The sequence below is a fragment of the Neoroseomonas eburnea genome (assembly GCF_018129005.1).
GTDB lineage: Bacteria > Pseudomonadota > Alphaproteobacteria > Acetobacterales > Acetobacteraceae > Neoroseomonas > Neoroseomonas eburnea.
In genome coordinates this window covers 59,041-70,872 of sequence record NZ_JAAEDL010000028.1, presented here as the reverse complement: position 1 = coordinate 70,872, position 11,832 = coordinate 59,041, and the positions used below count along the sequence as shown (strand labels likewise).

Annotated in this window: 13 protein-coding genes and 2 tRNA genes; 11 read left to right on the top strand and 4 right to left on the bottom strand. The window is 73.1% G+C overall.

All coding sequences use genetic code 11. From position 1 onward, the window contains the following. Positions 1-174 precede the first annotated feature (174 nt). Positions 175-426 (top strand): hypothetical protein, encoded by a 252-nt coding sequence (locus GXW74_RS22330; RefSeq protein WP_211848804.1) that lies wholly within the window; start codon positions 175-177, stop codon positions 424-426. A gap of 231 nt (positions 427-657) precedes the next feature. Here the strand turns inward: GXW74_RS22330 and GXW74_RS22325 are convergent, their stop codons facing one another. From GXW74_RS22325 to GXW74_RS22315, 3 genes are all read right to left on the bottom strand, one after another. Next, positions 658-2,319: a DEAD/DEAH box helicase gene (locus tag GXW74_RS22325; protein WP_211848803.1), complete on the bottom strand. Its 1,662-nt coding sequence runs from the start codon at positions 2,317-2,319 to the stop codon at positions 658-660. 58 nt (positions 2,320-2,377) lie between these two features. Beyond that, positions 2,378-2,452 (bottom strand) — tRNA-Thr (locus GXW74_RS22320). Positions 2,453-2,544: 92 nt separating this feature from the next. Further along, positions 2,545-3,147 (bottom strand): Hint domain-containing protein, encoded by a 603-nt coding sequence (locus GXW74_RS22315; RefSeq protein WP_211848802.1) that lies wholly within the window; start codon positions 3,145-3,147, stop codon positions 2,545-2,547. 446 nt (positions 3,148-3,593) lie between these two features. Here GXW74_RS22315 and dcd point away from each other — a divergent pair, with 446 nt between their 5' ends. From dcd to GXW74_RS22265, 10 genes are all read left to right on the top strand, one after another. Continuing rightward, positions 3,594-4,148: a dCTP deaminase gene (gene dcd, locus GXW74_RS22310; protein ID WP_211848801.1), complete on the top strand. Its 555-nt coding sequence runs from the start codon at positions 3,594-3,596 to the stop codon at positions 4,146-4,148. 1 nt (position 4,149) lies between these two features. Beyond that, positions 4,150-5,409: a UDP-N-acetylglucosamine 1-carboxyvinyltransferase gene (gene murA / locus GXW74_RS22305; RefSeq protein WP_211848800.1), complete on the top strand. Its 1,260-nt coding sequence runs from the start codon at positions 4,150-4,152 to the stop codon at positions 5,407-5,409. A 50-nt stretch (positions 5,410-5,459) separates the two neighbouring features. Beyond that, positions 5,460-6,167 carry an ATP phosphoribosyltransferase gene (gene hisG / locus GXW74_RS22300; protein WP_211848799.1) on the top strand — a complete coding sequence of 236 codons (708 nt, stop codon included), beginning with the start codon at positions 5,460-5,462 and terminating at the stop codon, positions 6,165-6,167. A 148-nt stretch (positions 6,168-6,315) separates the two neighbouring features. Further along, on the top strand, positions 6,316-7,614 hold the full coding sequence (gene hisD, locus GXW74_RS22295; RefSeq protein WP_211848798.1) for a histidinol dehydrogenase: 1,299 nt from the start codon (positions 6,316-6,318) through the stop codon (positions 7,612-7,614). Positions 7,615-7,752: 138 nt separating this feature from the next. Then, on the top strand, positions 7,753-8,631 hold the full coding sequence (locus GXW74_RS22290; protein ID WP_211848797.1) for a DUF3592 domain-containing protein: 879 nt from the start codon (positions 7,753-7,755) through the stop codon (positions 8,629-8,631). A gap of 99 nt (positions 8,632-8,730) precedes the next feature. Then, a complete protein-coding gene (gene infA / locus GXW74_RS22285) occupies positions 8,731-8,949 on the top strand; it encodes a translation initiation factor IF-1 (protein ID WP_026033499.1) in 219 nt (72 codons plus the stop codon). Between the two features lie 37 nt (positions 8,950-8,986). Continuing rightward, positions 8,987-9,574 carry a Maf family nucleotide pyrophosphatase gene (locus tag GXW74_RS22280; RefSeq protein WP_211848796.1) on the top strand — a complete coding sequence of 196 codons (588 nt, stop codon included), beginning with the start codon at positions 8,987-8,989 and terminating at the stop codon, positions 9,572-9,574. 260 nt (positions 9,575-9,834) lie between these two features. Next, positions 9,835-10,905, top strand: coding sequence for a ribonuclease E/G (locus GXW74_RS22275; RefSeq protein WP_338148305.1), 1,071 nt, complete (start codon positions 9,835-9,837; stop codon positions 10,903-10,905). Next, positions 10,895-11,083, top strand: a complete 189-nt coding sequence (gene yacG / locus GXW74_RS22270) for a DNA gyrase inhibitor YacG (RefSeq protein WP_211848794.1) — start codon at positions 10,895-10,897, stop codon at positions 11,081-11,083. The genes GXW74_RS22275 and yacG overlap by 11 nt, the downstream gene beginning before the upstream one ends. 72 nt (positions 11,084-11,155) lie before the next feature. After that, positions 11,156-11,231: transfer RNA gene (locus GXW74_RS22265), tRNA-Phe, on the top strand. A gap of 94 nt (positions 11,232-11,325) precedes the next feature. Here the strand turns inward: GXW74_RS22265 and GXW74_RS22260 are convergent. Beyond that, on the bottom strand, positions 11,326-11,718 hold the full coding sequence (locus tag GXW74_RS22260; RefSeq protein WP_211848793.1) for a DoxX family membrane protein: 393 nt from the start codon (positions 11,716-11,718) through the stop codon (positions 11,326-11,328). Positions 11,719-11,832: the final 114 nt, after the last annotated feature.

The following is an 11,832-nucleotide window of genomic DNA, read 5'->3' as shown; positions in this document are numbered from 1 at the left end:
CGGCACCGCGGCGGCGGGGGATGGCGGCGTCGCGGTCGCGCAGGCCGCGGCCGAGCTCGCGCCGCATCTCGGCGCGGCGACCGAGCTCGCCCGCGCCCTCGGGCCGTGGCTGGCGGCCGCGCTGATCGTGGCGGTCGCCGGCTGGTTCATCTGGCAACGCAGCCGGCGGGCGGCATGAGCACGCTTGCGGGCCTGCTCGCCGGCGCCTGGGCGCGCGCTTCCGGCTGGCTGGCGGCGGTGGGGGCGGCGCTCGCCCTGCTGCTCGCCGCCTACGTCACCGGCCGCCGCGACGGGCGGACGCATTCCGAAGCCGAGACGATGCAGCGCGCCCTGCGCGCGAGGGAGACACGCGATGAAGTGGACCGTGCCGTGGATCGCGCTGGCGATCCCGCTGGCGAGCTGCGCCGGGACTGGCGCAGGCCGTGACGCCTGCGGCCCCTGGCGGCCGATCCTGGTCGCCGAGGCCGACCACCTGACGGAGCCGACGGCACGCGCCATCCTGGCCCACAACCGCACCGGGCGCCGGCTCTGCGACTGGTGATTCCGACTGCGCGGCAATGGCTTGATCGTCGGCGCGCGGCCGATCAGCTGGCCGCCGCCTTGCGCCGATGTGCCGTTGACCGCTGCGGAAGGCGGCCCCTTCTCGAGAAGCGGACCTCAGCGCCGCGGGCGCCGCGGCGGCCCCTTCACGGGCTGCATCGGCTCGACGCGGATATGCGCATCCTCCCCCTCCGCACGGCGCGCGGCGGCGGCGAAGCGGGCGGCGGCATAGGGGGCGACCTCGAACTGCGTCTCCCGTCCGAGGATGCGGATGCGGCCGATCTCCTGCCGCGTCACATGCCCGCGGCGGCAGAGGAAGGGCAGCAGCCAGCGCGGATCGGCATTGCCGTTGCGGCCGACATCCATGCGGAACCAGATGCCTTCCTGACCGCCGTCCTGACCGCCCGCCGCGCGCGGTGCCGGCGCTTCGCGCCGCGGCGGGCGGGCGGTGATCTCCGACAATTCCTCCGGTGCCGGCAGCGGGGCGCGCAGCACGCGCACCAGCGCGGCCGCCAGGCCTTCCGCGCCCTGCGCGGCAAGCGCCGGATCGGCGAGCAGCGTCCGCGCGACCGCGAGATCCTCCTCCGCCGGCTCCTCGGCTGCGAGGGCGCGGGCCTGTTCGGCCAGGCGCTCGGCGTCCCTCGCGCGAATCGCCTCGGCCGAGGGCGCCGGCCCCCAGGCCGCCTTGACCCGCGCGGCGGCGAGCAGGCGTTCGCCGAGCGCCCGCCGGGTATGGGGCACGAGCAGGACGCTGACGCCCTTCCGCCCGGCACGGCCGGTGCGGCCGCTGCGATGGAGCAGCGTCTCCGGATCCCGCGGCAGCTCCGCATGGATGACCAGGCCGAGATCCGGCAGGTCGATGCCGCGCGCGGCGACATCCGTCGCGACGCAGACCCTGGCGCGGCCGTCGCGCAGGTTCTGCAGGGCGCGGTTGCGTTCGGCCTGGGACAGTTCCCCCGACAGCGCGACGGCGGAGAAGCCGCGTTCCGAGAGATTGCCGTGCAGCCGCGCCACGGTCGCGCGCGTCGCGCAGAACACCATGGCGATGCGCGGATCCTCGAGCCTCAGCACGTTCACCACCGCGCGTTCCAGCTCATATGGCGCGACCAGGGCGGCGCGGTACTCGATGTCGCCGTGCTGCTCGCCCTGCGTCGTCGCCTCGATGCGCAGCGCGTCGCGCTGGTAGCCCTTGGCCAGCGCCGCAATGCCGCGCGGAACGGTGGCCGAGAACATCAGCGTCCGTCGCTCCGCCGGCGTCTCCTCGAGGATCGCCTCGAGTTCCTCCTTGAAGCCGAGGTCGAGCATCTCGTCCGCTTCGTCGAGCACGACGGCGCGCAGCGATGCGGGGGCGAGGTTGCCGCGTTCCAGATGGTCCCGCAGGCGCCCCGGCGTGCCGACGACGAGATGCGCGCCCTGGGCGAGCTGCCGCCGCTCCGCCACCGGATCCATGCCGCCGACGCAGGAGACGACGCGTCCGCCGGCCGGCGCGTAGAGCCAGGTCAGCTCCGCCTTCACCTGCAGCGCGAGTTCGCGCGTCGGCGCGACGATGAGGGCCAGCGGCGGGCCGGGCGGCGCCAGGCGGGACGAATCGCCCAGCAGCTCCGTCGCCAGCGCCAGGCCGTAGGCGACCGTCTTGCCCGAGCCGGTCTGGGCGGAGACGAGCAGGTCGCGCCCGGCCGCCTCCGGCTGCAGCACGGCGGCCTGGACAGGGGTGGGCTCGGCATAGCCGCGGTCGGCAAGCGCGGCGCGCAGCGGGGCGGGCAGATCGGCGAAGGACATGTGTCGAAGGGTCCGGAGCGGGCGGCCGGGTCAGGCGGTCCGGTGTGGCGGGGCGGCGTGGTGCTGTTGGAGAGGATTGAACTCTCGACCTCTCCCTTACCAAGGGAGTGCTCTACCACTGAGCTACAACAGCGCCGGGCCCGCAGGCGGCGCCCTCTCTAGGCGGATGAGCCTGCCGGCGCAACCCCATCCACGCGCCCGCGGGCCGGAACTGTCCCGCGGGGGTCAGCCGTGTTCGGCAGGCGGCAGCAGCCCCGCCGCCTCGAGCGAGGGGATGCGCCGCAGGATCCGCTCCCGCAGCGCATCGAGTGTGGGCCCCGGGCCGAGCAGCGGCCGGCAGGGTTCCTCCCCGCGCCGCAGGCTCGCGACCCGCACCCCGTCGGCCACGATCATGTCGTGCTGCCCCATTTCGAGTTGCACGTAGCGGACCAGGCCGGATGCCGGCAGCCTCCGGATGCTCCGGCCGTTCACCAGCGCCTCGGCGGGAATCAGCCAGTCGTCCAGGCCGAGCAGGCTTTGCGGAGCCAGCACCGTGGTGCGGCTGGGGGAAAAGCGGTCGAGCGCCCCCTCGGTGACCAGCACCGGCGCCGCCTCAGGCCGGCGCGCCAAGTCGACGATCGTTTCGGTCACCCGCTGCACCGGACTGTACCCGGCCCGGGCGAGCACGATGACGATCTCGCCCGCCTCCAGCTCATCCGCGGGGCGCTCGCCACGGATCGTGACGACCAGGGAGGTCGGCAACAGGCCCGTGAACGTGGTGTCCTCCGATGGTGGTTCGGACATGGCCGGCCTCCGCGGCTCGGGCGACGGCAAGTAGCCCTGGGTCATTACATGCGTTCCTGGTGATCCAGGGTCATCGAAATCTTTTCCGGTGATATTGGACTACATGATGCTCTTGCCAGTTACATGTAGTCTGATCAGTGCGCGCTCGGGTTGTCACACCCGCTCGACCAGCCGATCTTTCTGCTTCCGTCTTGCCGGCCGGGCGGCGTCGCCCCCATCTTCCCGCCATGACCGAGCGTGGCTCCCCTCCACCTTCCCCTCCGAGGACCGATGACCGCGCGGCGCGCCTCGCCGCCGCGCTGCGGGAGAACCTGAAGCGGCGCAAGGCGCAGGCCCGGGCGCGCGAAACGGCCGCGGACCAGCCGGCCACCCCGCCCGAGGTTGCCCCGCCCAAGTCCATGGGGTAATCGACCCGCCCCGGGGCACCCGGGGGCCGCGCAGCGCCGGGCCCTCGCCAGCCCGCCCTTCAGCCGCAGGCCAGGCGATCACCCATGCCCATCATGCCCGACAGCTGGATCCGCCGCATGGCGGCCGATCACGGCATGATCGAGCCCTTCGTCGAGGCGCAGCGCCGCGAGGGCGTGATTTCCTACGGCCTTTCCTCCTACGGCTACGACGCGCGGGCGGCCGACGAGTTCAAGATCTTCACCAATGTCGACAACGCGGTGGTGGACCCCAAGGCCTTCAGCGAGGACGGCTTCGTCACCCGCCGCGGCCCGGTCTGCATCATCCCGCCCAATTCCTTCGTGCTGACCCATACGGTGGAGTACTTCCGCATCCCGCGCGACGTGCTGGTGATCTGCCTCGGCAAGTCCACCTATGCACGCTGCGGGCTGATCGTGAACGTCACCCCGCTGGAACCGGAATGGGAAGGCCAGGTGACGATCGAGATCAGCAACACCACCCCGCTGCCCGCCAAGGTCTACGCGAATGAAGGCGTGTGCCAGTTCCTCTTCCTGAAGGGGGAGGCACCGCCCGAGGTCAGCTACGCCGACCGCCGGGGCAAATACATGGGACAGCGCGGCGTCGCGCTGCCGAGGCTCTGACATGGACCGCATCCGCATCCGCGGTGGCCGCTCGCTCACGGGCATCATCCCGATCTCCGGGGCGAAGAACGCCGCCCTGCCGCTGATGGCGACGGCCCTGCTCTCGGACGGGCCGCTGACGCTGACCAATGCGCCGGACCTCGCCGACGTCACCACCATGTCCGGCCTGCTGGCGCAGCACGGGCTCAGGGTCGAGCGTGACAAGCAGGCCCGCACCATCACCATGTCCGGGGCGGCGACCAACCTCGAGGCGCCCTACGACCTGGTGCGCAAGATGCGTGCCTCGGTGCTCGTGCTCGGCCCGCTCCTGGCGCGCTACGGCCAGGCGCGCGTCTCCCTGCCCGGCGGCTGCGCCATCGGCACGCGGCCGGTCGACCTTCACCTCAAGGCGCTCGAGCAGATGGGCGCCGAGATGGAGATCACCGCGGGCTACATCGAGGCCCGCGCGCCCGGCGGCCTCAAGGGCGCCCGCATCATCTTCCCGCAGGTCTCGGTGGGGGCGACCGAGAACATCCTGATGGCCGCCGCCCTCGCCAAGGGCACTTCGGAGATCGTCAACGCCGCCCGCGAGCCCGAGATCTCCGACCTCGCCGCCTGCCTGATGCGCATGGGCGCGCGGATCGAGGGCCTGGGCACCGACCGCCTGGTGGTCGAAGGCGTGCCGAGCCTCGGCGCCGCGGTCCACCCCATCATCCCCGACCGCATCGAGGCCGGCACCTACGCCTGCGCCGCGGCCATCACCGGCGGGCAGGTGCTGCTCGGCGGGGCGCGGCTCGACCATCTCGGCGCCGTCGTCCGCATCCTGCGCGATGCCGGGGTGGACGTGGCCGAGGCCGATGGCGGGCTGAAGGTCTCCCGCCTGAACGGCCTGCGCGGCACCGACGTGATGACCGAGCCCTTCCCCGGCTTCGCCACCGACATGCAGGCGCAGTTCATGGCCCTGATGTGCGTGGCCGAAGGGGCGGCGATGATCACCGAGACGATCTTCGAGAACCGCTTCATGCACGTGCCCGAACTCTCCCGCATGGGCGCGCGCATCAACTTCCATGGGGCCTCGGCCATCGTGCGCGGGGTACCGAAGCTCTCCGGGGCGCCGGTCATGGCGACCGACCTGCGCGCCTCGGTCTCGTTGATCCTCGCGGGGCTCGCCGCCGAGGGGGAGACGATCGTCAACCGCGTCTACCACCTCGACCGCGGCTATGAGCGGGTGGAGGCGAAGCTCGCCGCCGTCGGTGCTGACATCGAACGGCTGCCGGGCTGAAACGAATTTGCGATGACACCGACTCCGGCGACCCTGGTGTAGCCTCCGACATGGACCACCCGATCCCCACCCCGCTATCCCCCGCGACGCCCGAGGATGCCGGCCCGATCGTGCTGGCCCTGCCGAAGGGTCGCATCCTGTCGGAACTCGCGCCCGTGCTGGCGCGCGCCGGCATCCACCCAGCCTCCGACTACGCGGACGAGAGCAGCCGCCGCCTGCGCTTCCCCACCGAGGACCCGGCGCTCGACGTCATCCGCGTGCGCTCCTTCGACGTCGCGACCTTCGTCGCGCACGGTGCGGCGCAGATCGGCGTCTGCGGCGCCGACGTGCTGATGGAATTCGACTACCCGGAAATCTACGCGCCGCTCGACCTCGGCATCGGCCGCTGCCGCGTCTCGGTGGCGGAGCCGGTCCAGGCGCAGGAGGACGACCCCTCCCGCTGGTCCCGCGTCACGGTGGCGACGAAATACCCCAGCATCGCCCAGCGCCACTTCGCCGCGCGCGGCGTGCAGGCGGAAATCGTGCACCTGAACGGCGCGATGGAGCTGGCACCCTCGATGGGCCTGTCGAAGCTGATCGTGGACCTGGTGCAGACCGGGTCGACGCTGAAGGCGAACGGGCTGCAGGAGACCGAGGTGATCGCGCACGTCACCTCCCGGCTCGTCGTCAACCGCACCGCGCTGAAGACGCGGCCGGAGGCGATCGGGGCCTGGGTCGCCCGGTTCCGCGCCGCGCTGGCGGAGCGGGACGCCAGGTGACGAAGGAAGACAAGGTCGGGGGAGGAGAACCTCCCCCGAGCCCCCTCCCTTCTTTGTCTTCTTGGCGCCGGCCGCTGCCGTCAGTCCCCAAATCCCAAAGAAGGAGGGGGGATCGGGGGGAGTTCCCTCCCCCCGACCTTCTCGCACCATGAAACGCCTCGACACCGCCGCCCCGGATTTCCCCGCCGCCTTCGCCGCCCTGCTCGACGAAGCCCGTGACACCACCGCCCGCGTCGACCAGGTGGTGGCCGGCATCATCGCCGATGTCCGTGCCCGCGGTGACGCCACGCTGATCGAGCTGACCGCCCGCTTCGACGAGTGGACCCCGGCCGATGCCGCAGCCCTGCGCGTGACGCCGGAGGAGATCGAGGCCGCGGATGCCAGCATCGACCCCGAGCGCCGCGCCGCCCTGAACCTCGCCGCCGAGCGCATCGAGGCCTTCCACCGCGCGCAGCTTCCGCGCGATCTCGAGATGAAGGACGCCGCCGGCCTCACCCTCGGCATGCGCTGGGGGGCGATCGACGCGGTCGGCATCTATGTCCCCGGCGGCAAGGCGGCCTACCCGTCCTCGGTGCTGATGAACGCCATCCCGGCGCGCGCGGCCGGCGTCCCGCGCATCTCCATGTGCGTGCCGACCCCCGAAGGCGAGATGAACCCGCTGGTCCTCGCCGCGGCGAAGCGCGCGGGGGTCACCGAGATCTTCCGCGTCGGCGGCGCGCAGGCAATCGCGGCGATGGCCTGGGGCACCGCCTCCATCGCGCCGGTGGACCGCATCTGCGGCCCGGGCAATGCCTATGTGGCGGAGGCCAAGCGCCAGGTCTTCGGCCGCGTCGGCATCGATTCCATCGCCGGGCCGTCGGAGGTGGTGGTGATCGCCGATGCCGCCAACGACCCGCGCCATGTCGCGGTGGACCTGCTTGCCCAGGCCGAGCACGACGAGAGCGCGCAATCCATCCTGATCACGCCCGACGCCGCGCTGGCCGATACCGTCGCCGCCGCGGTGGAGGCTGAGCTGAGGCACCTGCCCCGCGCCGCCATCGCCGGCGAATCCTGGCGCCGCCACGGCGCGGTGATCCTGGTGCGCGACCTCGAGGAGGCGGTCGACCTCACCAATCGCCTGGCGCCCGAGCACCTGCAGCTCATGGTGGCGGATCCCCGCGCCCTGCTGGCGCGGGTCCGGCATGCGGGCGCCGCCTTCCTCGGCCGCTTCTGCCCCGAGGCGGTGGGCGACTACGTCGCCGGCCCGAACCACGTGCTGCCCACCGGCCGCACGGCGCGCTTCGCCTCCGGGCTTTCGGTCTTCGACTTCCTCAAGCGCACCACCTGGGTGGAGGCGGACGAGACGGCGCTCGCCGCGGTCGGCCCGGCGGCGGTGGCGCTGGGGGAGGCCGAGGGCCTGACCGCCCATGCGCGCAGCGTCGCGCTGAGGCTCGGCCAGAACGGCTGAAGCGGTCCGGTGTCCCGGTGCCAAAGTCCTGCGGACGTCCTGCCCGGGCCACCGACCCTTGCTTTCCGCAGTCTGCCGATCCACGCCGCTCGCCGCGACATGCAACGAACCCCGTCGGCAGCACGCTAGGCTGTGGACATGAATCGCCCGCGACTGCCGGCCCTGCTCCTTGCCGGGCTGATGCTGATCCTCGGCGCCGTCACGGTCGGCGTCGGCCTGTATGCGGCCGCAGGTGCCGTGGCCTTCGCGCTGCGGGCCGAGACCGCCGAAGGGCAGGTCGAGAAGGTCCGCGAGGTCTTCCGCCGCCGCTCGCTCAACTACGTCGCCGACCTCCGCTTCACGACGCGGGAGGGCGCCGGGATCCGCACCTCGGCCCGCCATGCCAATGGGTGGGAGCGCTTCGCCGCCGGCGATGCCGTTTCCGTCCGCTACGACCCCGCGGCGCCGGAGCAGGCGGAGATCGCGCCCCTCGCTGTCATCATCCTCGCGCCGCTGATGACGCTGCCCTTCGGCGGAATCTTCCTCGCCTTCGGCTGGGCGCTGCTGGCGCCCGGGCGCGCGCGGCGGGCGCTGCCGCTGCTCGCCGGCTCGGGCGGGGCGCTGGTGCTGATGCTCGGAGCCTTCGTGACCGCGAACGAGGTCGAGCAGGCACTCGCCCGCCGGCGCGCGACGGCCGTGGCCGAGGGCACCGTCACCGGCCACCGGCAGATGACCCGGGGGCACGCCGATGGCCGCGCCGAGTCCCTCTGGGCGCCCACCATCCGCTTCACGACCGAGGAAGGCACGGCGGCGACCTTCGCGCCATCGGACTGGCGGGCCACCCCCTCCCTGCCGGTCGGCAGCGTGGTGGCGGTCCGCTACCGGCGCGACGCGCCCTCGCGCGCGACGATCGATCGCCCGCTGCTCACCTGGCTCCGGCCGGTGGGCGTGGTCCTGGCCTTCCTGCTGGTGCTGGCCGGGACCGGCTGGGCGCTTCGCCGCCGGCGACGGGGCCGCGTGGCGGCGCGCCGCGCTTGACCCGGCAGGGCTGGAGGACCATGTTCCGCCCTCCTTTCAGCGGCGCGTCCTCGCGCCGCGCCTGAACGCGCGCCCGGCGCGCCCCATGCATGAGGCCCGATGTCGAAGGAAGACATGATCGAGTTCAGCGGCCAGGTCGTTGAACTCCTCCCCAACGCCATGTTCCGCGTGAAGCTGGACAACGACCACATGGTCCTGGCCCACACCAGCGGGAAGATGCGCAAGAACCGCATCCGCGTGCTGGCCGGCGACCGCGTGAATGTCGAGATGACGCCCTACGACCTGACCAAGGGCCGCATCACCTTCCGCTTCAAGTGACCGGCATGCGCCGGGGCCGCCCGCGGTAAGGCGCGCCATGCCTGAGCCGCGCCCGCCCCTGGTGCTGGCCAGCGCCAGCCCGCGGCGCCTGGACCTCCTTGCCCGCATCGGGGTCACACCCGACCGGGTGGTTCCCACCGAGATCGACGAGACGCCCTATGGCGGCGAGCTGCCGCGGCCGCATGCCGCGCGGCTCGCGCTGGCGAAGGCCGAGGCCGCCGCGGCGGTCGCGCCCGAGGCGCTGGTGCTCGCCGCCGACACGGTCGTCGCGGTCGGCCGCCGCATCCTGCCCAAGGCGGAGACGGAGGATCAGGCGCGCGCCTGCCTCGACCTCATCTCCGGCCGGAAGCATCGGGTGATGACGGCGGTGGTGCTCGCCCTGCCCGACGGACGGCGGCTGAAGCGGCTGGTCGAAACCGCCGTCACCTTCCAGCGCCTGACCGGGCAGCAGGTGGCGGACTACCTCGCCATCGGCGAATGGCGCGGCAAGGCCGGCGGCTACGCCATACAGGGCCATGCCGAGGCCTTCGTGCGCTTCCTCTCCGGCAGCCATTCCAACGTGGTCGGCCTGCCGCTGTTCGAGACGGCGCAACTGTTGCGCGGCATCGGATGGCTGCGGCCATAGAGCCCCGCGCGCCTCACGGCGCGACAGACCCCCGCGCGCCTCGCGGCGCGACAGACCCCCGCGCGCCTCACGGCGCGACAGACCCCCGCGCGCCTCGCGGCGCGACAGACCCCCGCGCGCCTCGCGGCGCGACAGACCCCCGCGCGCCTCACGGCGCGACGACCTCCCGCGCGCCTGGCGGCGCGACGATCAAGGTCAGCGCCTCCCCCGGGGAGGTCCGCACGGCCCTGCTGATCGACGGCACCCTGGCGGAAGCCTGGGTGGAGCGCCCGGCGCGCCCGGACGGCGTGGGCGACCTGCATCGCGGCCGCGTCTCGGCGGTGGCACCGGCCATGGCGGGCGCCTTCGTGGTGCTGGCCGGCGGCGAGACCGGCTTCCTGCCCGAGAGCGAGGCCAGCACCGCGCGCCGCCCGATCGCCGAGGCGGTTTCCGAGGGCATGATCCTGCCGTTGCGCGTCACCCGTGCCGCGCAGGGTGGCAAGGGCCCGCGCGTGACGGCCCGGCTGACGGCAGAGGAGACGGCGCGAATCGCCGCCGCCCCCGAAGGTGCGCCGCGCCTGGTCGCACGCGGTCCGGATGCGCCGCTGCGACTCGCCGCTCGACACCCCGGCGCCGGCGTCGAGGTCGATGCCGCCGCCCTGGCCGCGCGCCTGCGCGGCACGCTCGGTGCGCGCGTCCGGCTGCTCGCCGCGCCGGCCTTCGACGATTCGCTGGAAGCCGAGTTCGACCTGCTGGCCGGGCCGGAGGTGCCGCTCGCCGGCGGCGGTCGCCTGCTGATCCACCCGACTCCGGCGCTGACCGCGATCGACATGGATGCCGGCAGCGCGGCCGGCGCGCGCGGCGCCAGCGCGGTCGTCGCGATGAACCGGGAGGCGCTGCCCGAGCTCGCCCGCCAGATCCGGCTGCGCAACCTCGGCGGTGCGATCCTGGTCGACTTCGCCGGGTTGTCGCCGAAGCGCCGCGCCGCGCTGGAGGAGCCGCTGCGCGCCGCGCTGGCGCCGGACCGGCAGGCACGGCTGCTCGGCTTCACCCATCTGGGCCTTGCCGAGATCGTGCGCGACCGGATCCACCCGCCGCTGCATGAGGTGTTGGGTTGGCCGCCTTCCACGCTCACGCGCGGGCTCGCGGCGCTGCGCCAGGCGGCGCGGGAGGCGGCGGCACGCCCCGGCCAGGCCCTGGCGCTGCGGGCGAGGCCGGCCGTGCTGGCCGCGCTCCAGGCCCTGCCGGGCGCGCTCGAGGATTTCGCCGCCACCGCCGGCAGGCCACTTTCCCTGCGGCCCGATCCGCTCGCCGCCGAGCCGCAGATCGAGGAGGCCCATCATGGCGACTGAACCCAGGCCCCGTCCCGCAGCCCGCTGCCCTGTCTGCGGCCGCGCGGCGAGCGCGGAGTCCCGCCCCTTCTGTTCACCGCGCTGCGCGCAGGCGGATCTCGGGCGCTGGCTCACCGGCGCCTATGCCATCCCGGGCGCGCCGGAGGACGCCACAGGCCCCGACGACGAATCCGACTGAGCCCCGCTGGACAGGCGCCGCGGCCTCGGCTATTCCCCGCCGCCTCGCCGGGTTCCGTCAGGAACCTGCTGGGCCCAGGTAGCTCAGTTGGTAGAGCATGCGACTGAAAATCGCAGTGTCGGTGGTTCGATTCCGCCCCTGGGCACCATCTTCTCCCGCAGGCAGCCGCCACACCGACCCCGTGCAACGGTGCGCGCGGTGGCACCCCTGCCCTTGGGCAACGCGCCCCTGATGCCCCGGCGCTACCGCAGCAGCGGCAGATAGCGGTCGCGGTAGCCGAACAGCAGCATCCCGGTCAGCACCGCCAGCACCGCCGCCACAGGGATTCCGCCCGGGTTCAGCACCAGGTGGAACAGGATGATCACGGTGATGATCGGCAGCAGGAACAGCAGCGCCAGCGCCGGGAAGCGGTTGAACAGCAGGCACAGCCCGGCGACGAGGTCGATCGTCTTCATCAGCGGCCAGATGAAGCCGCTTTCCTTCAGCCCGTCCTCGAACCGCAGCCCGGCGGCGGAAGTCGGCGGGTGGATCAGGCGCTGGCCCGTCAGCATCCAGGTGAAGCCGTCCACGGCGGCGACCAGGAACAACAGCCCGAGGAGGATGCGCGGGACATCGATGGTGAGACGGCGGATCATGCTGGCTCCGACAGGAATGTGGCGTGTTGTCCTAGAGCCGCCGCCGGGGAAGGCAATACGGTCCCGGATCGGAGTGTGATCCGTTTCAGGCCCGCCGGGTCGGAGACGGGGTGC